The 26110-nt window shown below is 37.9% G+C and carries 22 protein-coding genes and 6 pseudogenes; 15 read left to right on the forward strand and 13 right to left on the reverse strand.

What is annotated here, in order from left to right:
- A pseudogene (locus F908_RS07160) lies at window positions 1–333 on the forward strand (IS4 family transposase); the annotation flags it as partial.
- A gap of 72 nt (window positions 334–405) precedes the next feature.
- Here the strand turns inward: F908_RS07160 and F908_RS07165 are convergent.
- Complete coding sequence (locus tag F908_RS07165; RefSeq protein WP_005159755.1) at window positions 406–1185, reverse strand: ferredoxin--NADP reductase; 780 nt, start codon at window positions 1183–1185, stop codon at window positions 406–408.
- Between the two features lie 100 nt (window positions 1186–1285).
- Between F908_RS07165 and tsaA the strand changes: the two genes are divergently transcribed.
- Window positions 1286–2020, forward strand: a complete 735-nt coding sequence (gene tsaA / locus F908_RS07170; RefSeq protein WP_034602685.1) for a tRNA (N6-threonylcarbamoyladenosine(37)-N6)-methyltransferase TrmO — start codon at window positions 1286–1288, stop codon at window positions 2018–2020.
- Between the two features lie 8 nt (window positions 2021–2028).
- Here the strand turns inward: tsaA and F908_RS07175 are convergent, their stop codons facing one another.
- Entirely contained in the window at window positions 2029–3246 is a 1218-nt protein-coding gene (locus F908_RS07175; RefSeq protein ID WP_372616679.1) for an MgtC/SapB family protein, read from the reverse strand.
- A gap of 284 nt (window positions 3247–3530) precedes the next feature.
- Between F908_RS07175 and F908_RS07180 the strand changes: the two genes are divergently transcribed.
- Window positions 3531–5288 (forward strand): type IV pilus assembly ATPase TfpB, encoded by a 1758-nt coding sequence (locus tag F908_RS07180; RefSeq protein WP_034602686.1) that lies wholly within the window; start codon window positions 3531–3533, stop codon window positions 5286–5288.
- 138 nt (window positions 5289–5426) lie between these two features.
- Here the strand turns inward: F908_RS07180 and hemP are convergent, their stop codons facing one another.
- Window positions 5427–5597, reverse strand: coding sequence for a hemin uptake protein HemP (gene hemP / locus F908_RS15505; protein ID WP_005159761.1), 171 nt, complete (start codon window positions 5595–5597; stop codon window positions 5427–5429).
- Between the two features lie 176 nt (window positions 5598–5773).
- Between hemP and F908_RS07185 the strand changes: the two genes are divergently transcribed.
- On the forward strand, window positions 5774–6685 hold the full coding sequence (locus tag F908_RS07185) for a thiamine phosphate synthase (RefSeq protein WP_005159765.1): 912 nt from the start codon (window positions 5774–5776) through the stop codon (window positions 6683–6685).
- A 9-nt stretch (window positions 6686–6694) separates the two neighbouring features.
- Here the strand turns inward: F908_RS07185 and F908_RS07190 are convergent, their stop codons facing one another.
- The gene (locus tag F908_RS07190; protein WP_005159768.1) at window positions 6695–7264 is read right to left on the reverse strand and encodes a tetratricopeptide repeat protein; all 570 of its coding nucleotides are present in this window, start codon (window positions 7262–7264) and stop codon (window positions 6695–6697) included.
- A gap of 19 nt (window positions 7265–7283) precedes the next feature.
- Complete coding sequence (mrcB, locus tag F908_RS07195) at window positions 7284–9698, reverse strand: penicillin-binding protein 1B (RefSeq protein WP_005159770.1); 2415 nt, start codon at window positions 9696–9698, stop codon at window positions 7284–7286.
- A 234-nt stretch (window positions 9699–9932) separates the two neighbouring features.
- Here mrcB and F908_RS07200 point away from each other — a divergent pair, with 234 nt between their 5' ends.
- Together F908_RS07200 and F908_RS07205 are read left to right on the forward strand one after the other, a co-directional pair.
- Complete coding sequence (locus F908_RS07200) at window positions 9933–10841, forward strand: NAD(+) kinase (RefSeq protein ID WP_034601775.1); 909 nt, start codon at window positions 9933–9935, stop codon at window positions 10839–10841.
- Window positions 10838–11110 carry a YeaC family protein gene (locus tag F908_RS07205; RefSeq protein ID WP_005159772.1) on the forward strand — a complete coding sequence of 91 codons (273 nt, stop codon included), beginning with the start codon at window positions 10838–10840 and terminating at the stop codon, window positions 11108–11110. Before F908_RS07200 ends, F908_RS07205 begins: the two co-directional genes overlap by 4 nt.
- A gap of 214 nt (window positions 11111–11324) precedes the next feature.
- On the opposite strand, the gene F908_RS07210 is transcribed toward F908_RS07205, so the two are convergent.
- Window positions 11325–12320 carry a glycosyl transferase family protein gene (locus tag F908_RS07210; protein WP_005159775.1) on the reverse strand — a complete coding sequence of 332 codons (996 nt, stop codon included), beginning with the start codon at window positions 12318–12320 and terminating at the stop codon, window positions 11325–11327.
- Window positions 12321–12569: 249 nt separating this feature from the next.
- Between F908_RS07210 and F908_RS07215 the strand changes: the two genes are divergently transcribed.
- Window positions 12570–13715 carry an acyl-CoA dehydrogenase family protein gene (locus F908_RS07215; protein ID WP_005159778.1) on the forward strand — a complete coding sequence of 382 codons (1146 nt, stop codon included), beginning with the start codon at window positions 12570–12572 and terminating at the stop codon, window positions 13713–13715.
- 89 nt (window positions 13716–13804) lie between these two features.
- On the opposite strand, the pseudogene F908_RS07220 reads toward F908_RS07215, so the two are convergent.
- Window positions 13805–14062 (reverse strand): annotated as a pseudogene (locus F908_RS07220) (alpha/beta hydrolase); the annotation flags it as partial.
- Between the two features lie 261 nt (window positions 14063–14323).
- Here F908_RS07220 and pheA point away from each other — a divergent pair.
- The 4 genes and pseudogenes from pheA to pepD all read left to right on the forward strand — a co-directional run bounded on the left by pheA (window position 14324) and on the right by pepD (window position 19595).
- A complete protein-coding gene (gene pheA, locus F908_RS07225) occupies window positions 14324–15433 on the forward strand; it encodes a prephenate dehydratase (protein WP_005159784.1) in 1110 nt (369 codons plus the stop codon).
- Between the two features lie 107 nt (window positions 15434–15540).
- Window positions 15541–17790 carry a bifunctional prephenate dehydrogenase/3-phosphoshikimate 1-carboxyvinyltransferase gene (locus tag F908_RS07230; RefSeq protein WP_005159792.1) on the forward strand — a complete coding sequence of 750 codons (2250 nt, stop codon included), beginning with the start codon at window positions 15541–15543 and terminating at the stop codon, window positions 17788–17790.
- A 138-nt stretch (window positions 17791–17928) separates the two neighbouring features.
- A pseudogene (locus F908_RS16265) lies at window positions 17929–18033 on the forward strand (hypothetical protein); the annotation flags it as partial.
- 101 nt (window positions 18034–18134) lie between these two features.
- Window positions 18135–19595, forward strand: a pseudogene (gene pepD / locus F908_RS07235) (beta-Ala-His dipeptidase).
- A gap of 25 nt (window positions 19596–19620) precedes the next feature.
- Here the strand turns inward: pepD and F908_RS16455 are convergent.
- From F908_RS16455 to F908_RS07250, 4 genes and pseudogenes are all read right to left on the reverse strand, one after another.
- Window positions 19621–19782: pseudogene (locus tag F908_RS16455) on the reverse strand (RNA 2'-phosphotransferase); the annotation flags it as partial.
- Window positions 19765–20069, reverse strand: a pseudogene (locus F908_RS15520) (DUF2157 domain-containing protein); the annotation flags it as partial. The pseudogenes F908_RS16455 and F908_RS15520, both read right to left, overlap by 18 nt.
- Window positions 20070–20194: 125 nt before the next feature.
- Window positions 20195–20626, reverse strand: a complete 432-nt coding sequence (locus F908_RS07245) for a hypothetical protein (protein WP_005159807.1) — start codon at window positions 20624–20626, stop codon at window positions 20195–20197.
- 28 nt (window positions 20627–20654) lie between these two features.
- Complete coding sequence (locus tag F908_RS07250) at window positions 20655–21284, reverse strand: alpha/beta hydrolase (RefSeq protein WP_005159808.1); 630 nt, start codon at window positions 21282–21284, stop codon at window positions 20655–20657.
- 124 nt (window positions 21285–21408) lie between these two features.
- Between F908_RS07250 and yaaA the strand changes: the two genes are divergently transcribed.
- The 3 genes from yaaA to F908_RS07265 are packed head-to-tail and all read left to right on the forward strand — an operon-like array spanning window position 21409 to window position 23103.
- A complete protein-coding gene (gene yaaA, locus F908_RS07255) occupies window positions 21409–22191 on the forward strand; it encodes a peroxide stress protein YaaA (protein WP_005159810.1) in 783 nt (260 codons plus the stop codon).
- A gap of 21 nt (window positions 22192–22212) precedes the next feature.
- Window positions 22213–22476: a hypothetical protein gene (locus F908_RS07260; protein ID WP_005159814.1), complete on the forward strand. Its 264-nt coding sequence runs from the start codon at window positions 22213–22215 to the stop codon at window positions 22474–22476.
- A gap of 9 nt (window positions 22477–22485) precedes the next feature.
- A complete protein-coding gene (locus F908_RS07265) occupies window positions 22486–23103 on the forward strand; it encodes an HD domain-containing protein (protein ID WP_005159816.1) in 618 nt (205 codons plus the stop codon).
- A gap of 48 nt (window positions 23104–23151) precedes the next feature.
- Here the strand turns inward: F908_RS07265 and F908_RS07270 are convergent, their stop codons facing one another.
- Window positions 23152–23463, reverse strand: coding sequence for an ArsR/SmtB family transcription factor (locus tag F908_RS07270; RefSeq protein ID WP_005159825.1), 312 nt, complete (start codon window positions 23461–23463; stop codon window positions 23152–23154).
- A gap of 327 nt (window positions 23464–23790) precedes the next feature.
- Here F908_RS07270 and F908_RS07275 point away from each other — a divergent pair, with 327 nt between their 5' ends.
- Window positions 23791–24819 carry an IS701 family transposase gene (locus tag F908_RS07275; protein ID WP_081399852.1) on the forward strand — a complete coding sequence of 343 codons (1029 nt, stop codon included), beginning with the start codon at window positions 23791–23793 and terminating at the stop codon, window positions 24817–24819.
- Window positions 24820–25039: 220 nt separating this feature from the next.
- On the opposite strand, the gene F908_RS07280 is transcribed toward F908_RS07275, so the two are convergent.
- The gene (locus F908_RS07280; RefSeq protein WP_005159829.1) at window positions 25040–25609 is read right to left on the reverse strand and encodes a TetR/AcrR family transcriptional regulator; all 570 of its coding nucleotides are present in this window, start codon (window positions 25607–25609) and stop codon (window positions 25040–25042) included.
- Window positions 25610–26110: the final 501 nt, after the last annotated feature.

Here is a 26110-nt window from a genome sequence, read left to right on the forward strand (position 1 = left end):
TGGGAAATCGAAACCTTATTTAGTTGTCTCAAAGGACGTGGATTCAATCTTGAAAATACTCGTTTAACAGACCCTAGACGAGTCAAGAAATTGATAGCAGTGCTAGCGATCGGTTTCTGTTGGTGCTATTTAACAGGTGAATGGCAACATGATCGAAAAAAAGCGATAAAAATAAAGAAGCATGGACGACTTTCACTAAGTTTATTTCGCTACGGTTTGGACTATGTTCAAATGGCTGTTCTACGTTTGATTGGTTTTGGGAAAAAAGAAGAATTTAAGAAAGTGCTCGCAATTTTAAGGAAGAAAAAGCCTGATAGGACAAGGGCCCTATGAAATTTGTCGTGTACAGAGAGATAAAAAGAAACCGAGGGATCACCTCGGTTTCTTTTATATCGTTATTGACGTTTATTTTTCAACAAATGCACGTTCAATAACATAATCACCCATTACACCCATACGAGGGGATTCAACTAAACCATGTTGGTCAAGTAAAGCAGCCACGTCTTTTAGGAAAGCAGGGCTACCACAAAGCATTGCACGGTCAGTTTCACGATTGAAACGTGGCAAACCAATTTTTTCAAATAATTGACCAGATTCAATTGCGGTTGTAACGCGACCTTGGGTGTGGAAAGGTTCACGAGTCACTGTTGGATAGTAGATTAATTTATCTTTGATACCCAATTCTTCAAAGAACTCATGGTTTGGTAGTTCATTTAAGATTAAATCTTGGTATGCAAGCTCTGATACATAACGCGTACCGTGAACCATGATCACTTTTTCAAATTTTTCATATGTTTCAGGATCACGTAATAAAGCCAAGAATGGTGCTAGTCCTGTACCTGAAGATAACAGATATAGGTTTTTACCTGGCAATAAATCATCATGTACAAGAGTACCTGTAGGTTTTTTAGAAATAAGGATTTCGTCGCCCACTTGTACTTTTTGTAAGATAGAAGTGAGTGGACCATCTTGTACTTTAATTGAGAAGAATTCGAGTTCTTCTTCATAATTCGCACTCGCAATCGAATACGCACGCATTAAAGGCTTACCATTCACTTCAAGTCCGATCATCACAAACTGACCATTTTTAAAACGTAAGCTTGTATCGCGCGTGGTTTTAAAACTGAAAAGCGTGTCATTCCAGTGGTGAACATGAGTAATGCGTTCAACGTTAAAAGCAGCCATTAAAGGTCTCGATCACAGTTAAAAGAAACAGATTGCTATTCTAATCTAAAATCATTCTCTATAAACTGAATATATTTAATTGTGTTTATAAGAAAAAGTGATGAGCAATTCTGTGGTCATGCCGATCATCGGTTATATGCATTCTCCTTATCAGGAGAAATTTGGTATCCCAAGACAGCCAAATTTGGTGCAGGTGGAGTCCTATATAGAGTTGTCAGAACCTTATAATGATCTTTCTGCATTTGAGGGAATTGAAGACTTCAGTCATTTATGGTTATTGTGGCAATTCCATGATAATAAAAATAATGATAACTCCTTGAATCAAATGTCTAAATTTCGTCCAAAAGTACGTCCACCTAGATTAGGTGGTAATCAAAAAATTGGAGTATTTGCAACGAGGAGTATGTATCGTCCATCTCCTATAGGTCTGTCGGTCGTTCGCTTTTTACGTGTTGAAAAATGTGCTAAGAGTGTTCGAATGTATGTGATGGGAAGTGATTTACTCAATAAAACTCCAATTTTGGATATTAAACCTTATATCCATTATTCAGATGCTGTCATGGATTCAGTCAGTGGCTATGCGCAAGACGAGCCGATTCGAAAGCGTGTTCTATGGAGCGAATTAGCACAATCAATTAAGCACAAGTTCATTCAAGAGAATGACACTCAGCCGAGAATCTTTGACGAGTTAGAACAAGTTCTATCTTTAGATCCACGGCCTGCTTATCATGATGATGCGACTCGAATTTATAAAATGAAGTTTTCCACGTTCGATGTGAGTTTTAATGTTGACGATGAAAAGATCAACATATTAAAGCTTGAAACTCTCAATTAGCATTGATATTAGTGTTGCTGCATCCAGAACATGATAATTAACACAGTCATATGTATGATTTGGGCTGGAATAAAAGCAAGAGCAAATTTATATCCTCCTGTTAGCGCAGCGTTGATACTTTTCGCTAAAGCATGGGCAGCGAGTCCAATCATTAATGCAATCATAAGTGTTGTTGCTTGAACGGTATCAGGCTCTGCTTGGACAACGATTGCAGCAATTGCAGCATGTATTTCAAAAAGAGATGCGATTAATGTACCTAAAATCAGACCTGAACTACCAAGCCAAATGTTGAGAGCATATACCGCGGCTTGAATTGCTGATAAGGCAAAAGTAATAATGATGGCATTTTTGAAGCTGAACATGCGGCTGTTATCATTGGTTGTGATTGTTTCACCATCGCCAATAGATGTCCGCATCAAATATAAAGCCCAAATAGATAGAACGATGGTTGAAATGATAGTTGGCAAAAATATGATTTTGAACCAAGCCAAGCTAATGCTTGCAACAATAATGAGCATTTGAATAAGCGTAGATACGCAGGACATCAAGGCAGCACCAGCATTTACATGAGGGTTCGCACCGTTGTTACGAACTTCCATACCCAGATTTGCGATAGTTGCTGTGCTTGAGACAAAACCAGATGCCAAAGCAGAAAAGACGATTGCATTTTTTGATGATAGAAGTCTTTTGGCAAAATGTGCTAATGCTTGTACAAATAGTATGAGGCTTAATAATTTCAAAATTGTATAGGGATTTAATACAGGTCCCCAAAAAGCTTGGTTAGGGACTAAGGGCAGTGCAATCAGTATTAAAGCCAGTAGTAGCACGCCATCCCTTAATTCACTTTCATTAATCCACTGGTTTGCGAGCCCGTGAAGTGATTGTTTCGCAAAAAGTAGAATGGTCAGCGTTACTGCAAGCCCAGCAGCTAAATTGATATTCCATATGCAAACAGCACCAATGAAATAGGTCATTATGAGTGCAAGTTCAGTCGTCACACCAGGATCATCGGGTTGATTTTTAAGTGATGCAATACTTATAGCACCAATTAAAATTGCCCCCGTAATTCCTATTTCTAAATTAAATAAAAAGCACAGTGTTCCTAAAAGAGAGCTAATTGCAAAGGTTCTAAAACCAGCAAAGGTTTTGGTCTTATGTTTAACTTTGCTTTGTTCTCGTTCTAAACCGATCAATAATCCACAACCGAGCGATACAGCAAAGATCATGATTAACTGACTTAAAGCCGTATTTTGTATTGATAAATCAAGTAAATCAGTCATGTCATATCCTTTCGTTTAGAGGATCATCGTTATTGTTTAGGCAAAATTGAGTTGAATTTATATACTTTAAAATTGCATAAATGCATCGCTCTATCTTAACCCTTTTTACTTTTATGGCTAAGTTATCTATATGTTTTTTAAAGTGCATTTAATCATTCTTGAGTCATGAAATGATTTGGGAGATTTCAATAAATCTCTGTTATATTATAGAAATAACTTGGGGTATAACAATGACGTTTAATTTTCAAATCGATATTTTTTGGTGCTTAGAACAATTACAAAAAGATGGACGAATCACTGAACGGGATAAATTATTAGTACAAACAACACATCGTCAAAAAGATGAATTGAAGTGGCATCCTTTACAGTGGGTTGCAAAATTTAATCTGAAAGATCAATTAAATCCAGAAACCATTTTAACGCTCAATCGTCTATGTCTATGGTTAGCTGAAAAATCGCATGTTCCTTTGTTTGTCATTGATCCTCTAAAGGCTGATGTGACGGCATTAACCAGTGTTATGTCTCAAGAGTTTGCCGCTCGAAATCATATTTTGGCAGTAGAAGTTCACTCTGATCGTATTTTAATCGGTACAGATCAGCCATTTATGATGGAATGGAAAAATAATTTAGAAAGAAGTTTGAGCCCAAAAAAAGTTGAAGCTGTACTATTAAATCCAGAACAGCTACAACGTTATTTGATTGAATATTATCAAGTTAGTCGAGCAGTGAGTTCTTCTCAAGGCACAAGTGCTTTTGACCGTGACAATAAGGGGGTCGAAGCTTTATTACAATTAGGCGATACACAAAACCCTGATGCCAATGACCAGCATATTGTGAAACTGGTTGATTGGGTATTGCAATTTGCTTTTGAGCAGGGTGCAAGTGATATTCATTTGGAGCCTCGCAAAGACAAAGGCAAGGTACGTTTCCGTATTGATGGTGTGTTACATACTATTTATAACATGCCAGCCAATACACTTACAGCAGTGATTTCCCGTATTAAAATCTTAGGTCGTATGAATGTTGCGGAAAAGCGTAAACCACAAGATGGACGTTTAAAAACACGTACACCGAAAGGTCAAGAAACGGAATTACGTCTTTCTACGTTGCCAACTGCTTTTGGTGAAAAGTTGGTCATGCGTATTTTTGATCCTGAAGTATTAGTGCGTAGTTTTCAGCAATTAGGATTTGAAGGGCATTTATTACACAGTTGGCAGCAACTGACACAGCATAGCCACGGTATTATCTTGGTGACGGGGCCAACAGGTTCAGGTAAAACCACAACGCTATATTCGTCTTTAAAGCAATTAGCAACTGAACAAGTGAATGTCTGTACCATTGAAGATCCGATTGAAATGTTGGAACCAAGTTTTAACCAGATGCAGGTGAATCCAAATATCGAACTTGGTTTCGCCGATGGTGTTCGCGCACTGATGCGTCAAGATCCTGACATTATCATGGTGGGGGAGATTCGTGATCATGACACCGCAAATATGGCCATTCAAGCAGCCTTAACAGGACATTTGGTTCTTTCGACTTTGCATACTAATGATGCACCTTCAAGTCTGACCCGTTTGCATGATTTAGGCGTACAACCATTCTTAACTGCAGCAACGATTTTAGGTGTTCTAGCACAACGTTTGGTGCGCCGACTCTGCCCACTTTGTAAGCAAGAAACGGCAATTAATGAACAAGAGTGGGAGCACCTTACTTTAGATTATATGATGGATATGCCAACGACGATGTATAAAGCAGTTGGATGTGAAGCATGTCGCCATACAGGTTATAAAGGTCGTGTAGGTATTTATGAATTTATGCCAGTAAGTTTAGAGTTGAAGTCTATTATTAGTGCTCATGGCACACTGAATGATCTGAAAGCACAATCCAAGAAAGAAGGCGTTGAGCCACTGCGGATTGCAGGTGCACGCAAAGTCATTGAAGGTGCAACCACGTTAGAAGAGGTATTGCGTGTTGTTCCTTTAAGTTAAGCAAATTATTGATCTTCAGATTCACCTCATCTTCATTTGTTTTAAAGAGGTGGTATCACTTGTTTGATCAAACAAAAAAAGCAGTACGCGCTGACATACTGCTATTTCCACGTTTATTATTATGCGGTTGTTATTATATTACTTCGTTAAAATCAGACGATTATTACGCGTTAAACGCAAGCGGTATTCTTCACCCCCATGCATTATGCGTATTTCCCGACCTAAGGCAAAAAGATTATTGGAATGCAACATTGGCAATGAATGAGCTGTATCCGTGCTACGTGTAAATAGGTTAAATGGTGCGTTCATTTGTTATGCTCCGTGGTGTGTTTTTTAGTTATTTAAATGATAATCATTATCGAATAGGCCTGTCAACGTAAATTTCAAGAATTTACAAAATCATTGATTATTGATGTTTTTAGCATGTGAAATTGTTGTTAAATTCATTAAAATTATTGTGAAAAAAATAGAGATATTAGACTGTTATGGCAAAAGCTATAGTTGATGTTGCGATTGCAATTTTACTGCATAAATCTAAAGTGTTAGTGGGTTGGCGACAAGCAGATCAACATCAAGGTAATAAACATGAGTTTCCTGGTGGAAAAGTCGAATTAGGGGAATCACCTGAACAAGCTTGTCGTAGAGAGATTTATGAGGAAGTAGGCATTGGTTTAAAAGAGTGGCATCCGTTTGATATTATTCGTCATGAATATGAAGATGTTATTGTTAATTTACATCTTTTTCATGCACACGTACCTGAGGAAATGCTCAATCAAATTCATCAACCTTGGACTTGGTATCAACGCGATCAACTAGCGAGTTTAAACTTTCCGAAGGCAAATGCTGTAATTCTGGAACGCTTAATCTGGTCTCATTTGATTAAGATCAGTAATCAAATTGATGCACTACCACATCATAATTTTCAAATGTATTGGCGCATCCAAACAGCTAAAATTGAACAGATTGAACAGCAGTTAGAGGTTTTAACTGATGAACAATTACAAAAAATTATAATAAATACTGATATTTATCAAAATATGAACATGGTTCTACAGTCTAGAGTGAAGACAATTCATCTTAAACAATCACAATTAATGGCACTTAAAAAAGGTGAATTGATTGTTGGTAAACGTTTTATTGCAGCCTGTCATGATGCTGTTTCATTACAACATGCACAGCATATAGGTTGTGATGCCGTATTTTTGAGTCCTGTGAAAGCGACTGAAACACATCTAAATGTAAAAGTATTGGGTTGGAATGACTTTGCTGCATTAGCTCAGCAGAGTGATATTCCAGTTTTTGCTTTAGGTGGTGTCGCACCTGAAGATTTAGAACAAGCCCAAAAACATCATGCTTATGGGCTTGCTGGGATTCGTCAATTTAGTTCAATTGATTGATCAAACTTTTTATAACGCTTGAATGGCTTTTTTAGCTTCTTGGGCTTTTACAGGATGATTACGTGCTTCGCTTGCTCGGAGCACAATAAACCAAAGTTGTTTTTTCATCGAGTTACTTTGCGCATAGCTTAAACCACGACGTGCCAAAGCTTCCGCATTTGCATATTGTTTGCGTTGGTCTGCAATCAATGCTAAATACAAATAAGTTTCGGTCGCTTGGGGAGCAATACGTTGAGCTTGAAGAGCATAACGTTCTGCTTCCGCAAGTTGCTGTTGCTTATAAGCGACTTGGGTTTTTTGCATTAATGTTCTAAATGCTGGTAATTGACTCCCATCATTGAACTTTTGTTGTACTTTTTGCTGAGGTACAACCACTGGTACGTTTTGACGCTTTATTTCTTTCTGCTCATACGGCGTAATTTTTACACTCGACGCGGGCGGAGTAGTTTTCTTTTTCTGCGTGTTTGACGTACTTGGTGGTTCTCCCAATTTAATTACCACTTTTTTATTTGGAGGCGGTGCTGAATTACAACCGGCAAGCAGCAATATACCAATCACAATTGTTATTTTCTTCATCATGTCCAATCATCCTTGTAACTTAGTTTTCACCGCTATAACTACCGCTCGAAATCACACGTGTAGAATTATGATTGGATAAATCGGTGTCCATTTGATTTTCACTTTCTCGAATATAATTGGTATTAGTAGTGCCATCACCGTAATGATCCCCCTGAGTGTCTTCCTCGGATGGGATATTGGTTGGTTCAACTTCATAATGTGATTGACCGCAGAGGTTTGCACGATGAGGTACAGTTTGTCGAAGTAGGGGAATATACATTGCACCATCACAGCCTTGCGCCGATAAATCACCTGTTGCACTGTCTATCCATTGCCATTCTACATTGTCAGTTTGACGAAGATTGACGGGTTCTTGGCGAAGCTGTTTCATTACATTAGTCCAGACAGGTAATGCGCCTGAAGAACCTGTGAGACCAGTAACTTTATTATCGTCCAAACCTAACCAGACGACAGCGACATGATTGCCTGAATAACCAGCGAACCATGAATCGCGTGTATCATTAGTAGTACCAGATTTACCAGCTAAATTTAAGGTTTCAGGTAAGCTGCCATAAGCTGATCGTCCAGTACCTGAACGCATAACTTGTTGCAAACCATAGTTCAAAATATAGGCAGCAGCAGGATCAATCGTTTGTTGAACATTTAAGCTATAACGTTCAAGCAAATGTCCTTTTGCATCAACAACAGTACGAATAGAGCGAGGAGGATATTTGAAACCACCTGTTGCAAAGTTGCCATAAATGCCAAGTACTTCCATTGGGGACATATTTACTGCACCCAAATAGATAGACGGATAAGCTGGAATATTCGAACTGACACCAAATTGTTTTAGCTTATTTGAAAATGTTGATAATCCAAATTCATTTCCTAAACGAACAGCAGATAGGTTGTATGAATTTGCCAAGGCTTGTTGCATAGAAACAACGCCATGTTCACCACCACTATAATTTTTTGGTGTCCAACTCTTATCACCCTCAACTGGAATATTAACGGCACTATCTTCAATTGGACTCGCCCACGTATAACGTCCAGATTCGATCGCATTTAGATAAATAATTGGTTTTAACAACGAACCGACTTGACGTTTAGCATCTAGTGTACGGTTAAAGCCAGTAAAATCTTGGGTTGAACCAACAGCAGCAACCAATTCACCATTCTCAGGATGGGCTACAAGCACAGCACCTTGTAAGTTTTTCAAACGTGCTGGATTTGCTTTTGCTAAACGTTCAACAGAGTCTTTAAAAGCATTTTGAACTTGGGTCTGTGCAATCGGGTCAAGCGTTGTGAAAATTTTCAGGCCTTGATTGGTAATATCACTTTCTTGATATTCTGTACGTAATTGGCGACGTACGATATCAAGGAAATCTGGGAATTTTGCAGGCCCTAAAGTTGGTTTACTCACAATATTTAAAGGACGTGAGATTTCATCTTGATATTCTGTTTCAGATAAATAGCCCATCACCATCATATTGTTTAATACAACATCACGGCGCTTTTTAGCCGCTTCAGGATTACGCCAAGGATTATATAAAGTTGGACCCTGTACTAAACCAACCAAAAAGGCTTGTTGGGAAATATTCAATTCACTCAGAGGTAAACCAAAATAGAATTGTGAAGCTAAGCCATAACCGTTAATTGAGTAATTACCATTTTGACCTAAATTTACTTCATTTAAATAGGCCTCTAGAATTTCATCTTTGCTGTAATGTAGCTCAATCAACAACGCCATAAGCGCTTCATTGACTTTACGTTTGAGCGTTTTTTCTGGTGAAAGATAGAAATTTTTAACTAATTGTTGGGTTAATGTCGAGCCACCTTGACGTCGACCACCGGTTGCATTACTGACTAAGGCACGTGCTGTACCTCGAATAGAAACACCATGATGGTGATAAAAATTTCGGTCTTCTGTTGAGATCAATGCTTCAATTAGTGTTTTTGGTACTTTATTTAGCTTAATGAGGACACGGTCTTCATTATGTTGTGGATAGATACCACCAATTAATAGGGGTTCTAAACGAGCAATGCCTGTGCTCGAAGGTTTAGTGGAACGAATTTCACCGACTTGACCTTGATTGAAAGCAATCTCAAGCACCTGTTCAGGTTCATTACTATCACCATAGTCAAAACCACGTGTATGAACATACATTTGGTTGCCTTGAATAATGTAACTTCCTGACTTTTCATAGTTCGTGGTATTTTTATAGCCCAGTAATTTTAATTCTTGGACAAAATTATCTTGAGTAATGGGTGCATTCGCATAGATTTCTAATGGACGAGCAAATACCTTGGCAGGAATATCCCAACGCTGACCTTCAAATTTATAGCGAATAATATTATCTAGACGGATCAGATAGATACTAAAGGCAATAAACACACCAATCACTAAAATTGAAAAAATTAGTGCTAGAAAACCAATACCACGTTCACACTTCATAGACTTGCGTTAAAACCGAAACAATGTGAGTAATGATGCGATAGCTTATTGTCATTTTGCAATCATAAAACTGTGAATAAATAGCAACATGCAATAAAAACTTTCAGAAGGTGTTGATATTAATCGTATAAAAAAACAACGAATGGACATTTTTATACTTTTTAATCAATCATCAACGAAAATTTGATTGTTAATGATATGATAGTCAATAGTCGCGGTGGAGCTGAGTTATTCGTGCAAATTTCACATAAATCCTTTCGAAATATTGGTCTAATTGGGCGACCAGATAAGAATTCTGTAGTAGAAACGTTATGTTTAATCCATGATCATTTGATCACTTTAGGCTTAAATCCCGTTTTTGATCAGGAAACAGCCAAACTCGTACCCTATAGTTATGGTCAAACCGTGAGCCGTAATTTATTAGGTGAAGTGGTGGATTTGGTGATCGTTGTAGGTGGCGACGGTTCTTTACTTCATGCGGCACGTGCTTTAGTCCGATACAATACACCTGTTATTGGGATTAACCGTGGTCGACTCGGATTCTTAACTGATATTAAGCCGGCAGAAGCAATTTTTAAACTGGATCAGGTACTACAAGGTCAATTTCAACTCGATCGACGTTTCTTGCTAGAAATGGAAGTTCGCACCAATAACGAAACCATTTATGATGCAATTGCCCTGAATGATGTGGTGTTACACTCAGGTAAATCGGTTCATATGATTGATTTTGAGCTGAGTATTGATGGGCAATATGTCTATCGTCAGCACAGTGATGGTTTAATTGTCTCAACACCAACAGGCTCGACCGCTTATTCGCTTTCAGGCGGTGGGCCAATTTTGCATCCAAGTATGGATGCGATCGCACTCGTACCAATGCATCCACATACATTATCATCTCGTCCAATCGTTGTCGGTGGGCAAAGTGAGATTAAGATTACCATCCGTGAAAATCGTGTCTTACCGATGGTGAGTGCTGATGGACAACATAGTGTTGCATTAAATGTAGGTGATACGGTGCATATTCGTAAACATCCGTTTAAACTAAGCTTATTACATCCACCTGGTTATGATTTTTATATGGCTTGCCGTACTAAACTGGGCTGGAATCAAGATTTTGAATCTTTTCAACAGGATGACTCATGAATATTGAACAAATGCTCGCTATTTTAAATCCTGAAATTGTTGAGCGTCTGAAAACTGCTGTTGAAATTGGTAAATGGCCAAATGGTATTGCATTGACCAAAGAGCAACGTGAAATTTGTATGCAAGCTGTTTATGCATGGGAAATGGAAAATTTACCGAAAGAACAGCGTAGTGGTTATATCGACCGAGGTACGAAAGAAGAAGGTGAAGAGTGTGATGATGATCATCACAAAAATGAGCCTGAATTTAAGCCGATAAGGTTTGTTTGATTAATTTCTACAAGTAGTATTTAAAGCGATGATTTTAATAAAGTCATCGTTTTTTATTACGCTGTCTATTATTGATGTAATGTCTTTAAATAAAATACTGATTACTTTAACGAATAATTTAATGGTTGCTCTTTATATATTTTATTTTTAGGATCAAAAAGATATAGTTTTGTAGAAAAGGTGATTTAAAAAATCACCTTATTTATTTTTTGGTTTAAAAACGATTGTCCCAAAGCGCTTTCGCTTTAATCATTGCTTCATCATAACTATTCACAGCACCCATGGTATACAAAGCGATTCCCATGGTTTCGATCACTGCCATTTCGCCATATTCATGCTTTTGCTCACCGAGCCAAACTGCTTTAAATACTGCAAGATCAAGTTCTTCTTCAATCGGACTACGGTCAGGTGTTAATTTTGGTAGCTCATGTTCATATAGCTCACCATTTTTAATCCCACAAATTAAGGTTTTGGCATCAGGATTGCGCTCAAACTCACCACCTTCACCTTTAATCACAGCACTATTTTGATAGCCTAAACGAAAAGCGGTGTGTTGATGAGAAGTCCGATAAGCAGGGTGGAAAATTGCCTGTAAAGTCGCTTTGGCGTTAAACGGATTAATTAGACGAGCAAGCGTATGGATTGGAGAACGTAAGCCCATCACATTGCGGAGTGAAATCAATTCACTCAGAATTGGTGAAATGGCTTCAAGTGGCAAAAATGCAAAATTATGTTGATCTAGTTGTTTACGGACATCTTGCTCATTCTCACAAATAGAATAGCCTAAGTATTGTAAAACTTGTTCCGTATAAACACGGTTAATGGTATGACCCGATGCGCCGTGCATCACAATTCTATAGCCATGATGAGCTAGTGTTAATGCCGCCAATAAAAACCACGGATAGTGCTTACGCTTGCCTGCATATGATGACCAGTCAAGATTGACATCAAGTGGCTGAAAATTGAGTTGATCACGTGTTGCTTGAACAAAACCAGCCAATTCATCGACAGATTCTTCCTTAACACGTAAAAGCATTAAGAATGCACCCAACTGAACATCCAAGACTTCATCTTTTAAAATCATGCTAAATGCTTGATAGGCTTCTTCATAACTGAGCGAACGAGAACCTGTTTTCCCTTTACCCAAGATACGAACATACTGAGCAAAGGGGTGTTCTACAGTTTTATAAATATTTCGTTTTGTATTCATGATCGTATGAGAAGTCTTCGCCAACAATAAAAGGAATATGACATAAAAGTGACGTATTTAGCGTAAAAAAATATGAGGAGCTGTCTAATCAATAAACAATTAGCGTTTGCTTATGCAGAGTGCAAACAAAATTATTGACCGAATCAGTCTAGTGATTTGATGTAAACGGAACATGACATCCAATCTAAAAATCATTAGCATGGCTGCAAATCGAATTTTTAAAAACAATGAAAGCGAAAGGAAATAATGATGTTAGCTTACGATGCAGATTTGGAACTCTTCCGTGATAACTTTAAACGTTTTATGAGCGAGCAAATTGCACCTCATTATGATCAGTGGGAACGCGAGGGCATTATGCCACGTTCAGTTTGGTCTTCATTGGGTGAAAATGGCTTTCTCTGTGTAGATGTACCAGAAGAATATGGTGGTTATGGTGTACCAACCCATTATTCATTAATGTTAGTTGAAGAATCTGCACGTGCGGGTTATTGCGCATTATCAACAGCGATTTCTTGTCATTCTGAAATTGCGGCACCGTATATTCAACATATCGGAACTGAAGAACAAAAGCAGTACTGGTTGCCAAAAATGGTTTCTGGCGAAGTTGTTGGTGCGATTGGTATGACTGAGCCAGGAGCTGGTTCTGATTTACAGGCAATGCGTACTAATGCAATTTTGCAAGATGATCATTATGTGTTAAACGGTTCAAAAACCTTTATTTCAAATGGTCAGCATGCTGACGTTGTTGTTCTAGCAGTCAAAACTGATCCACAAGCACGTGCTAAAGGTGTGTCTTTATTATTGGTTGATACACATTTGGAAGGCTTTAAAAAGGGCACGAACTTAGACAAAATTGGTCTGCATTCACAAGATACCTCTGAACTTTTCTTTGATAATGTAAAAGTACCTAAAGACCAGTTATTGGGCAAAGCAGGTTCAGGTTTTGCTTACTTGATGCAGGAATTACCACGTGAGCGTACTGCAATCGCAGCGACCTCTTTGGGAGCAATTCGTGGCTCAATTGATCTTGCGACCCAATATGTGAAAGAGCGTCAGGCATTTGGTCAGGCGATTGCTAACTTCCAGAACACACGTTTTGTCTTAGCTCAAGCAAAAATTGATGAATTAGCAACAGCAGCTTTCTATAACCAAAACGTTGCTTTGTATAATGAAGGCAAATTGGATGTAGAAACCGCAGCGGCATTAAAGAGCTTTAGTACCGATATGCAAATGAAAGTAGCCGATAATTTACTTCAATTATTTGGTGGCTATGGCTATATGACAGAATATCCAATTTCACGTTTCTTCGTTGATGCGCGTATCCAACGTATTTATGGTGGTACCAACGAAATTATGAAAGAAATCGTTGCACGTGGATTGATTGGTAAGTCTTAAGCACAAAAATCATCTCTATTTAGCAAATGATTTCAGACTGAATCAATAAATTTGATTCAGTCTTTTTATTTGGAGTGATGTTTTTAAGATCAAGGAGTGACTGGATTATCAAATAATGCGGAACAACTTTTATGATCTATACAACCTGCCAACATAATCGCTTTTGGTAAACTGGTATAGAGATTAGTTAAATGCTGCTCTGCTGGATGTTGGTAATTCCAGAACAAGAAATGCTTTGAACGTTGCTGATTAAAGTTTTGATAGAAGTTATTCTGCTTCTGCAAGGATTCAGCGTCTGGTGTTGGACTTCGACCATGTTCATGTGTACCCACTGTGGTCATCAGCATTGGTTGTGCAAAAGACAATGTTGTGCCAATGAGCAGAGAAAAAGTCAAAATACCAAATTGTTTAATCATAATTTATTTGCGAACATTAAAATTTTGCTAGCAATATATAATGAAAACCATTATCAATAAAGTTTGGTAATAAAAAGAGTTAAAACTCAGCGTGTTTAATAGTTTAAAGTGTTGTTATACTAGCTCGGATAATCAATTCACAGATGAATTGTAATCCATTCTTATAGATGATTTTGCTGAGGCTGCATTCCAATGGTAAACGATGGACAAAACACATCGAATTCACTTAATTTAGAACAAATTCGTAACGATATTGATAGTGTTGATCAACAAATCCAAGAGTTACTTAATCGCCGTGCAACGCTTGCAGAAGCGGTAGCCAAAGCGAAGTTTGCATCCGAAGAAAATCCGCTGTTTTATCGTCCAGAACGTGAAGCTCAGGTGTTACGTAAAGTCATGGAGCGTAACCAAGGTCCTTTATCTGATGCAACCATGGCGCGTTTGTTCCGTGAAATTATGTCAGCATGTTTGGCACTTGAAGCACCACAAAGTATTGCATTCCTTGGGCCTGAAGGCACTTATACCCACTCGGCTGTGTTAAAGCATTTTGGTAAAGATGCCGTTGTACGTCCATTGCCAACGATTGATGAAGTGTTCCGTGAAGTTGAAGCAGGCAGCGCACATTATGGTGTCGTTCCCGTAGAGAACTCATCAGAAGGGATTGTGAACCATACTCTCGATTGCTTCAAATCGTCGACAGTCAATGTGATTGGTGAAGTTGAACTACGTATTCATCATCAATTCCTTGTATCTGAAAATACCCGTAAAGACAGCATTAAGCAGATTTATGCACATCAACAAACCTTGGCACAATGCCGTAAATGGTTAGATGCGCATTATCCGGGCGTAGAGCGTGTTGCACTGAATTCAAATGCTGAAGCAGCACGCCGTATTCGTAATGAATGGCATTCTGCTGCGATTGCATCTGATATTGCAGCAAGCATGTACAATCTTGAGATTTTACATAGCAATATCGAAGATAACCCTGAAAATACCACTCGTTTCCTTGTGATTGGTCGTGAAAAGATTCCTCAAAGTGGTAATGATAAAACGTCTTTACTAATCTCTGCACATGATCGTGCGGGTGCTTTATTGGAAATCCTTGCGCCATTTGCCAAACATAAAATTAGTTTGACTAGTATTGAAACTCGTCCAGCGCTTCCTGAGAAATGGGCTTATGTTTTCTTCATTGATTTGGAAGGGCATATTGATCAAGAAAATGTAGCTGCAGCATTAGATGAAATTCGACCTAATGTAAAAGAATTGCGAGTTTTGGGTTCATATCCTATCGCTGTTTTATAGTTCAATTTATTTTAAATCCGTTTCAGTCTCCCTTTTTAAAGGGAGATACTTTCCGATCTTTTTTTAAAAGAGAGGTTAGGGAGATTTTCAGATAGGCAAAATGTTTTATGTCTCAACCATTATTTAATAAAGTTGCATTTATTGGGCTTGGGCTGATTGGGTCGAGTCTTGCTCGTGTGATTGTGGCAGAACAACTTGCAGCTCAAATTGTGGCTTCAACACGCTCAAAAAAAACATTAGAAGATGCCAAGGCACTCGGTCTTATTCAACACGGTTATGCAACGCCTGAAGAAGCAGTTCGGGATGCCGATTTAATTGTTTTAGCCTTACCTGTCAGAGCGACGCAAAAAGTACTTGAGCAGATTAAGCCTTATCTTGCAGACAATGCCATTATTACCGATGTGGGCAGTACCAAAGGCAATGTGGTTGATGCTGCAAAAGCAGTATTTGGTGAAAATTTACCAGTCGGTTTTGTGCCGGGTCATCCGATTGCGGGTGCAGAACATACAGGTGTACATGCGGGTAAAGTTGATTTATTCGTCAATCATAAAGTGATCTTGACACCACTTCCGACCACTGCCGATTGGGCGGTTGAAAAACTGATTCAACTTTGGTCTGCGGCAAAAGCAGAAGTGATTTGCATGGATGTCACTAAGCACGATGAAGTGTTGGCACATACCAGTCATTTACCGCATTTGATGGCATTCAATCTGGTTGAGCAACTGGCAAATCGTGAAGATAATTTAGATATTTTCCGCTATGCTGCTGGAGGTTTTCGTGACTTCTCGCGTATTGCGGCTAGTGACCCACAGATGTGGCATGACATTTTCTTTGCCAATAAAACGGCAATTTTAAATGCTGTTGATGGCTTTGAACAGCAATTGTCGATTTTAAAGAAATTGATTGCACAGGAAGATTCGCAAGCGTTGATGGGACTGCTCGGGCATGCCCAAGCAGCACGTCAGCACTTTAACCATATGTTGGCCAAAAAACCTTTGATGGAGAAAAACAAGGTGACACAGCAATTTACCATTTTACCGGGAAAGAAAACATTTACAGGTAAATTCACCGTACCGGGTGACAAGTCTGTGTCACATCGCTCAATCATGTTTGGTGCGATTGCTGAAGGCACAACGCATGTTACAGGCTTCTTGGAAGGTGAAGATGCACTTGCAACTTTGCAGGCTTTCCGTGATATGGGCGTGAGCATTGAAGGGCCTAAGAATGGTGAAGTCACGATTCATGGCGTGGGTATGCAAGGCTTAAAAGCACCAGCGAGTGCGTTGTATATGGGTAACTCTGGTACTAGTATGCGTTTGCTATCAGGTATGTTGTCTGCACAAAAATTTGACTCGGTGATGACAGGTGATGCGTCATTGTCGAAACGTCCAATGGAGCGTATTGCTAAGCCACTTCGTGAAATGGGTGCACAAATCCAAACCACAGGTGAAAAAGGTACGCCACCAGTGAGTATCACGGGTAGTCAAGCCCTTAAAGGGATTCAATACGATTTACCAATGGCATCAGCTCAGGTGAAATCAGGAATTTTATTGGCAGGCTTATGGGCTGCTGGTGAAACTTCAGTGACGGAACCTGAACCGACCCGTGATCATACTGAACGTATGCTGCGTGCTTTCGGTTATGATGTTAAAACTGAAGGAAATAAAATCTCGCTTGTGGGTGGTGGTAAATTAGTTGGTACAGATATTCAAGTGCCTTCTGATATTTCATCTGCGGCATTCTTTATGGTGGGTGCGGCTATTACAGAAGGTGCAGATGTTGTCCTTGAAGCAGTGGGCATCAACCCAACCCGTACAGGCGTGATCGAAATTCTGAAGCAAATGGGCGCTGATCTGACTGTTGAGAATGAACGTATTGCAGGCGGTGAACCGATTGCAGATATTCATATCAAAGGTTCAAGAACATTGAAGGGCATTCATATGCCTGAAGATCAAGTACCTTTAGCAATTGATGAATTCCCAGCATTATTCATTGCTGCTGCATGTGCAGAAGGTCAAACCGTATTAACGGGTGCAGCTGAACTTCGTGTCAAAGAGTCTGACCGTATTCAAGTGATGGCAGATGGCTTGAAAATCATGGGCATTGATTGTACGCCAACAGAAGATGGCATCATCATTGAAGGTAAAGGCAAGTCAGGTGACTGGTCGGCAATCTTTGCTGGCGGTGAAATTGAATCTCACCATGACCATCGTATTGCCATGAGTTTCAGTATCGCAGGTTTACGTACTTCAGGTAACATCACGATTCATGGTACAGAAACGGTTGCAACTAGTTTTCCAACCTTTACTGAGCTAGCAAACTCAGCAGGTTTAGATTTACAAGTCGTAAATCAGTAAACGAATTGAGAAATGCAGTATTTAGAATAGCTAAATGCTGCATTTTTTATTTGTTTATACATAAAAATAAGTTGTTAGGTGCAAACATAAAACGTATAAATAATGAGAATGATGAGTTTGGCCATGTACATATCTAATTTTGAACGAATCGAAACGCAAAGTATTATCCGACAGTTGGCTCAAGCCGTAGAAAATAGCTTAAAAGCAGAGCATAGCTTTTCTCAATTTGTATGGAAAAGCTAAGACGATTTTGCCAATAAAATCTTAAATAAAGTGATTTAAGCATGGCCATTTAGGTGTATGGTGTATATTTGTTTAAACACTTTATTTGAGAGTATTGGTGCATGATACAGGTCGATTTTTCTAAATTATCTCCACAAGTAGTTTGGCGGCATTTTGAGACCTTATGTACAATTCCTCGACCATCTAAACATGAACAACGGTTAAGACAGCATTTAAAAGATTGGGCAGAACAGCGCAATTTGGAAACCTATGTCGATAACATTGGTAACCTAATTATTCGAAAAGCGGCAAGTACGGGTAAAGAATAGGCTGCTGGTGTGATTTTGCAAGGTCATCTGGATATGGTGACACAAGCCAATCGTGGTACCCAGCATGATTTTTTTAAAGATCCAATTCAACCAGTCTTAAAAGATGGTTGGCTGATTGCTGAAAATACCACGCTTGGTGCAGATAATGGCATTGGCGTTGCACTTGCAATGGCGATATTAGAATCAAATGATATTGCTCATGGGCCGATTGAAGTCCTGTTGACCATTGATGAAGAAGCAGGAATGAGTGGTGCTCGTTTGCTTGAGTCAGGCGTGTTAGCTGGACAGTGGCTTTTCAATATTGATACCGAAGAATGGGGTGAGCTGTATCTTGGCTGTGCAGGCAGTATTGACCTAGAAGTGGGAAAGACACTTGAATATGAAACAGCACCAAGTGATTTAATCTTTGTAGATTTACTGGTATCAGCTTTGAAAGGTGGTCACTCTGGGGTTGATATTCATTTAGGTCGTGGGAATGCCAATGTCATTCTAGCCCATTTGCTCAATGATTATTTGGCACCATCTAATGGCCGACTGGTTGAGTTTGTCGGTGGATCGGCACGCAATGCCATCCCGCGTGAAGCTGTGGCAACTATTGCAATTAAAGCAGAGCAATTACCCGCGTTGGAAAATGCCGTTGCTGTGGCACAAACTGAATGGCAACAAAAGTTACAGAACATTGATGATCAGCTACAGATCAGCTTACAGCAAAATGCTAACCCGATAAATGAAGTTATTACATTGCAGCAACAGCAAGCTTGGTTGCAAGCATTGGCAAGTTGTCCATACGGGATTGCCCAGTGGAGTAGCGCTTTAGCTGATGTGGTTGAGACTTCGAATAATATTGGTGTGGTCAAATTGACCAAAGATGAAGCGAAAACCTTAATTATGGTTCGTTCGATGGTGAATCAAGAAGCAGTAGCATTTGCTCAAAAGATTCAACAGCACTTTGCCAGTTTTGAAATTCAATCTGAATTAACGCCTTTAGTATCAGGTTGGACACCGAATCCAGAATCGGCTGCATTAAAGTGTTTACAACAGGCTTATCAATCTGCATTTGATATTGAACCTAATCTAAAAGTCATTCATGCAGGTTTGGAGTGTGGCATTATTGCGGAACATTATCCTGATTTACAGATGGTGTCGTTTGGCCCTGATATTCAAGGGGCGCATGCACCAGGTGAGCGTGTGAAAATAGATACTGTAGATAAATGCTGGAAGTTACTGGTGACTGCACTGGAAAGTGTGAAGTAACGAATTAATCCTGAGATCAGACCGATCATCCTGTCTTGGTCTGATCAATCAGTGATAAATATTGTGTTGGTACATGTATTGTTAGCCAAACACCATTTTCTGCTTGATAAAACTCAAAGCCGTGTTTATACATTTGCGGTGTGTTAATTATGAATAGCACAGGCTTACCGTAGTGTTGGCCTACATTGGCCAGCGCAACTGCAGCAAAAATCAGACAAGGGATGATTTTAGAGTCAATAAAGATTTTTTCGATCAGTTCCATTAAGAACTTATCGGCTGTCATTGCAGCAATCGCAATCACGGCGTAAATCATGAAAATCCAGAATGAGTATTTTTCCAAACGTTCCCAGTCAAAAGGTCGAATCGAAGAACTTTGATTTAAATCATTGGCAACATCGGGCGTAATCGTGCCTTGTTGTTGCCAATATTCAATTGTTTGCTTTAAAAAAGTCCCTGTTTTTTATTTAATTTCATTATTAAAAAATCCAAATGCTCATTTTATCGATATTGATAAAGCAGAAATGGGGCGTTAGGAGTATTTCTTTTAGTAGTCGAATGAATATTTTATTATATGTTTCAATGGTTAATATTTGATTTTATTATTTGAAAATGGGTATTTTTTGATCTTTTGTTGTCATCCAATAATTGCTTTCATGGTGGAAATCTGAATAGGCATAAGGCAGCTCTTCAATAGTTAAACAATTAAGCATATTTTGATACCACTCAATATAGGCAGAATTCTTATTTTTGCATTGGTTTAAAAACTCTTGATGTTGTTGAATAAATAGCTCAGTCAGTTCAGTAATATCTTGAGTGATTTCTGTTTTGCGGATATCTCTATTTTTTTGAATCCAGCTAGAAATAATAATGGTAGATGCATTTTTATGGCTATTCAAAAAAGAACATCTCCAATAACAACCAGAAGGAGATAGAGAGGGTTCAACATATAAAGATTCAAATCCTCGTTTGTGCAATTCATGTGCAATATAAAGTGTTTTTTTTAGATTGGTGATGTAAAAATCCTTTTTCACTGTCAATGTCCTGTTTTTCTATTTAAGTCTACAGTTTTAAAAAGCGAGCAATCACTTGGCGTAACTGTTTTAGATAGCCAGTAAAGAAATGGTTTGCACCTGGCAAAATCGTGATCGGATGTTTTTGTGGTTTTGCCCAAGCAATCATATCTGAAAGCAAGGTGATCTCATCTTGTTCGCCATGTACAAATAAGATATTGCCATCAATTGCTGGGGTTGTGTAGTGGCGTAAGTCAATCACTGAGCCTGTTGGCAAGCCACATAACACTAATTGCTTCGGACGTAATTCTTCGCTGAGTTGTGCTTGGCATTTTGCCAGTACATGTGAACCAAAGCTAAAACCACCTGCATAGAAGGTTAAACCTGCATGCTTCTCACGGGCATATTCAATCACTGCCATAATGTCATCTGTTTCACCATGACCTTGATCATGTGTACCTTCACTGCCAGCTAAGCCACGGAAGCTAGGACGGTAAACCACGCATCCCATCTCATTAAAAATCTGAGCCAGTAGTACAGGAACTTTATGATGCGGTGTACCACCTTGCAAAGGGTGCGGATGGCAGACGACAGCAAAACCTGTGATTTCACCTTGGGGTTGATCTACAAACATTTCAATTTGACCAACAGGACCTTGGATGAATACTTGCTCAGACATAAGATACGCAATGGATAATGGAAGAATCCACTATTTTACCGATAAAACTGAACGAGAACACGAATTGGCATTAAAAATTATCAACTGATATAGTTTCACCAAGATAAATTTATTCTGATTGATTATGCTTGCTTTAATTTCTCCAGCGAAAACACTAGATTATGAAACTACATTACCGACTAATACATATACTCAGCCTCGTTTGTTGGCGCAATCTCAACAATTGATAGATGTATGTCGCAAACTCTCGGCAACAGAAATTGCATCGTTAATGACCGTGAGTGAAAAAATCGCCAATTTAAATGTAGAGCGTTTTCGTGATTGGAATGCGGAATTTAATTTTTCTAATGCACGCCAAGCTTTATTTGCATTTAAAGGTGACGTGTATACAGGTCTAGATGCTTATCACTTAAAAGATCATGATATTGATTTTGCCCAACAGCATTTGCGCATGTTGTCTGGTCTTTATGGTTTGTTACGCCCATTGGATTTGATGATGCCGTATCGTTTAGAAATGGGTACTAAATTAAAGAATAGCCGTGGAAATAATTTATATGAGTTTTGGGGCAGCATTATCACTGATCAAATTAACCGAGATTTAGCTGAAATTGATGCAAAATTATTGGTAAATTTAGCCTCTGACGAATATTATAAATCTGTGAATGAAAAGAAAATTCGGGCTGAAATTATCAAGCCTGTATTCTTGGATCAGAAGAACGGGAAATATAAAGTCATTAGTTTCTATGCGAAAAAAGCGCGTGGTCTAATGGCAAGATACTTGATTGAAAATAAATTAAGCCAAGTAGAACAATTAAAAGCATTTGATAGTGAAGGGTATTACTTTGATGCTGAAAGTTCATCGGATAAAGAGTTGGTCTTTAAGCGAGATGAGCAACACGCAGCTTAGATTTACCTTGAGCAGGGTGGGATGTTAACCAAAGAACATTTATTAAAACACGCGATATCGTCTGATCAAGTCCGGATTAAAGGGCAATTGACAGAACCGCGGAGTTATGGGGTATATGCGCTACCTTTAGATCGTGATGGAACCAGACGTTTTCGATTTGGTAATCACCCTGTACGCCAGCAAGAACTAAAACATGAGTTTGGCTCCTGTACCTTGTATCAGCTTTTTCTAGAACGTAAAGATGCTGAATTACTGGCAAAGTGGCTGAATAAAGAAATCCAATGAGGATGAGCAATGCTGCAGTATTTATCTACATTAGAAAAATCATGGTTTGAGCTGCATCAGCATTATCATTTTTCAGAGCCGCAGAAAGTTTTTAATAAGTTGATTGCTGCCTACAGTGAAAAGCAGCGGGCTTATCATACGCTGCAACATTTGTATGAATGTCTAGTTCTAGTTGGCTCGATTCGAGCTGATTTAATTGATGCGGATGCTGTAGCATTGGCGCTCTGGTTCCATGATGCAGTTTATGACCCACAAGCCAAAGATAATGAACTTAAAAGTGCTGAGCTGTTCGAGCAGTATTTGGCTCAAGATTTATCATTTGATATTGTTCAAAAGATTAAGCGATGGATTCTTGTCACGCAAAAGCATGAAGCAACGAATGAACTAGATTTACAGTTTTTACTGGATATTGATTTGGCTATTTTAGCAGCTTCACCTGAGCGTTTTACGGAATATGAACAGCAGATTCAGCAGGAATATGCTTGGGTATATCCAGATATTTATTTGATTAAAAGAAAACAAGTACTAGCACATTTTTATCAGACAGAACCGCTGTATCAAACTGAATATTTTCAACAGAATTTTGAGCAAAGGGCGAAAGAGAACTTAAAATTTAACCTTTTTTAGAGAATTAAGAATTTCAATAATTCTCTAATAATTTTTCTTTAGTAAAATTCAGATATTAGGACAATAATTTTCATAAAGCGTTGTTAAAACAACCCGTAACTTAGGGTCACTAATTGAATAAAAGATTTGCTTTCCATCCCGACGTGTAGAAACTACATTACTTTTTCTTAACATCATAAGCTGTTGTGACAGGGTAGGTTGTAGGATATGAGTAGCTTCTTCAATTTGAGACACATTTAATTCTTGTTTGGCTAAATGACATAAAATAATTAAGCGATCTGTGTTTGCCAAAGACTTAAGTACATTGACAATAGAGCTTGCAGACTCTCTCATCACGTTGATCTCTATATCCTTTTGCATACTTTTCTCGCTACATTCAAGCCGAACTTAGTATAAGGTGAGAAAAACATAAAAATGTATTAAAACTTGAAAAATACAATGGTTTTTTGTGAATATCTATATCAGTGAAACTTATATTTCTCATTAATAACGCTTAGACTTTATTTGAGAGTTTAGATATTTTTAGCAATGTTAGAAATTGTTAAAATTTTATAAATAATAAAATTATGTAATTAATTTAATTAATAAATATAAAAATTTTATTTGTACTTTCAGGAAAAATGTATATAATTAGGACTTACGCATTGACGGATTCAAAAAAGTATTAAAATAGTTTATAAAGTATCTGTGATCAGACGAACTAAACATGCTTCTACAGCAACTTGTACATTACCCATTTATATGGGCTTTCTCATGACAGAACCGAACTCTATTAGCTGCACACAACTTGCCGAGACTTATAATATCTCGCATGATAGTGTAAATCGCTTTCTGGAGCGTGAAGACTACACACCTCACGACCTATATCAAGAAGCAATTCAACATATTGATAATAATAAACTTATAGTCAGTATTGATGATACTGTTTTAGATAAACCATATAGTCAACATATGGACTTGGTTAGCTATTTTTGGTCAGGCAAACACCACCGATCCGTCAAGGGGATTAATCTCATTACCCTGTATGCGACAGATCAGAATGGTCAAAATATTCCAATTAATTTCCGAATTTATGACAAATCTGAGGGTAAAACCAAGAATGATTACTTTATGGATATGTTAAGTGAAGTACTTAGTTGGGGTGCAAAGATTCAATTTATTACAGGTGATAGTTGGTATTCATCGACTGGAAATCTAAAAACCATAAGAAAATATGGTATTCGATTTATGTTTGGTATCGACTGTAACCGTAAGGTTTCCCCAGAAAAAGGACAATGGTTTCAACTGCGTTTATTGCCAGATTTCCATCAGGGTCAAGTGGTCTGGCTCAAAGATTTTGGCTTTGTACAATTATTTAAGACTCAGTTAAAAGAACAGCAGAGGTTTTATATTGTGCATCAAGATGAAGATGATTTATTGTCCTTTGAGGGTTTTCATGAATTACATTCAAGTCATTGGAAAATAGAGCAATATCACCGAGTGATTAAACAGGTTTGTCATATTGAAAAGTTTCAAGTAAGACGATCTAAACTGATTTTGAATCATATTTTTGCAGCCTTGATGGCCTACGTCGAGATACAAAAGAACCAGTTTGAGCGGATCTTTGAAAATGTATATCGTTGGCAGAAGAAATTATTTAGACCAATCATCAAAGACTTCATTGATGACTTTATTCTCGATAAAAATCATCTCCTACCACAGAGAATCTATAAATAATAGTGCGTAAGTCCTAATAATAAAGAACAAGGCAGAAAGATCTGTCTTAATAAGAAGGATCGGGATGTGCAATTTGTACGACCGCCAGAGGGTAATATTTTTTATTATTCTTTTTCCAACTCAGACGCAAGCGTGAGCCACAATAATAACTATAAATCACGCTTTATTTTTTATACTTTCAATTTCATATTATTTGTTTTAACTCAGCTTTCTAAGAATTTTATGATGTTATTTGCTTTTCAAAATTAATTAAATGTTCTACGCGAGTCCAATACTCACTCATTTCAACAGAGTTTTTATTTACATGCGCTTGGATGGTGATTCCATCTAAAATACTTACGATTAATGTAGCTAAATGTGTCGGGCTTCGAATATCTAAATGAGTCAGTAAGTTTTGGATCAAGGCCGTTAGCCATATTTTATATTGTGTCGCAGGTTCAAGAGTCGAAGGGTAAATTTTAATCACTTCTTCAAGTGCTTTTTGGAACATACAGCCGTTAAAGTCTTCGCTTTGGAACCAGGCATTGTACCATTTGAATATCGATTCAATTTGCTCTAAATAATTTGATTGATCACATTGAGCTAATGTTTCATTCAATGAGATTTGAAGGTTAATATTACGTTGAAGTAAACATTCCTCAATAAGCTTTTCCTTCGATGGAAAATATTTATAGAATGTCATTTTTGCAACGCCTGACTCACTAATAATTCGATCAACCCCAATCGAATTGTAGCTATGCGAGTTAAAAAGTTTTAATGCTGTGTTAATAATATCTTCTTTTTTTGACATACAAGCCTCGCATTCGCTCTCTGCTAATATGAGCTGAGCATTATTTGCATTCCATCATGCAATTTTGGCACGAATTTTACATGGTATTAAATAAACATCATAGAAAAAATAATATTATTTATTTAATTGATTCTTAAATTTACAGTTCATCCATTATTTTTTTAGTTAAATATATGAATTAAGTAAATTAATTTAAATAAAATACAGTACTTATAAGGTGATTTATAACTCTATAATATGAATTTAAACTAATTCACATTTATTAAAAATTAGCTTCTTGGTAAAGTTTCAATTAAACGCGCAAAATTTTGATAAAGCGTTGACTGTTGAGTAGGCGTATATACAGGGCGTTTAATTGTCCCTTTATTGGTTTGAATCATTAAATCGACATTTTTGCATTTCTAAGTTTATAGGACTTACGCATTGACGGATTCAAAAAAGTATTAAAATAGTTTATAAAGTATCTGTGATCAGACGAACTAAACATGCTTCTACAGCAAC

The sequence above is a fragment of the Acinetobacter sp. NIPH 284 genome (assembly GCF_000369425.1).
In the GTDB taxonomy this organism is placed as follows: Bacteria; Pseudomonadota; Gammaproteobacteria; order Pseudomonadales; family Moraxellaceae; genus Acinetobacter.

Coding starts and splice junctions, on each gene's coding strand:
- pheA (WP_005159784.1), top strand. CDS start 14,324: ATGGTAAACGATGGACAAAACACATCGAATTCACTTAATTTAGAACAA.
- F908_RS07260 (WP_005159814.1), top strand. CDS start 22,213: ATGTTAACCAAAGAACATTTATTAAAACACGCGATATCGTCTGATCAA.
- F908_RS07265 (WP_005159816.1), top strand. CDS start 22,486: ATGCTGCAGTATTTATCTACATTAGAAAAATCATGGTTTGAGCTGCAT.
- F908_RS07230 (WP_005159792.1), top strand. CDS start 15,541: ATGTCTCAACCATTATTTAATAAAGTTGCATTTATTGGGCTTGGGCTG.
- tsaA (WP_034602685.1), top strand. CDS start 1,286: ATGAGCAATTCTGTGGTCATGCCGATCATCGGTTATATGCATTCTCCT.
- mrcB (WP_005159770.1), bottom strand. CDS start 9,698: ATGAAGTGTGAACGTGGTATTGGTTTTCTAGCACTAATTTTTTCAATT.
- F908_RS07215 (WP_005159778.1), top strand. CDS start 12,570: ATGTTAGCTTACGATGCAGATTTGGAACTCTTCCGTGATAACTTTAAA.
- F908_RS07205 (WP_005159772.1), top strand. CDS start 10,838: ATGAATATTGAACAAATGCTCGCTATTTTAAATCCTGAAATTGTTGAG.
- F908_RS07270 (WP_005159825.1), bottom strand. CDS start 23,463: ATGCAAAAGGATATAGAGATCAACGTGATGAGAGAGTCTGCAAGCTCT.
- F908_RS07190 (WP_005159768.1), bottom strand. CDS start 7,264: ATGATGAAGAAAATAACAATTGTGATTGGTATATTGCTGCTTGCCGGT.
- F908_RS07175 (WP_372616679.1), bottom strand. CDS start 3,246: ATGATCTTTGCTGTATCGCTCGGTTGTGGATTATTGATCGGTTTAGAA.
- F908_RS07210 (WP_005159775.1), bottom strand. CDS start 12,320: ATGAATACAAAACGAAATATTTATAAAACTGTAGAACACCCCTTTGCT.
- F908_RS07165 (WP_005159755.1), bottom strand. CDS start 1,185: ATGGCTGCTTTTAACGTTGAACGCATTACTCATGTTCACCACTGGAAT.
- F908_RS07180 (WP_034602686.1), top strand. CDS start 3,531: ATGACGTTTAATTTTCAAATCGATATTTTTTGGTGCTTAGAACAATTA.
- F908_RS07185 (WP_005159765.1), top strand. CDS start 5,774: ATGGCAAAAGCTATAGTTGATGTTGCGATTGCAATTTTACTGCATAAA.
- hemP (WP_005159761.1), bottom strand. CDS start 5,597: ATGAACGCACCATTTAACCTATTTACACGTAGCACGGATACAGCTCAT.
- F908_RS07280 (WP_005159829.1), bottom strand. CDS start 25,609: ATGTCAAAAAAAGAAGATATTATTAACACAGCATTAAAACTTTTTAAC.
- yaaA (WP_005159810.1), top strand. CDS start 21,409: ATGCTTGCTTTAATTTCTCCAGCGAAAACACTAGATTATGAAACTACA.
- F908_RS07250 (WP_005159808.1), bottom strand. CDS start 21,284: ATGTCTGAGCAAGTATTCATCCAAGGTCCTGTTGGTCAAATTGAAATG.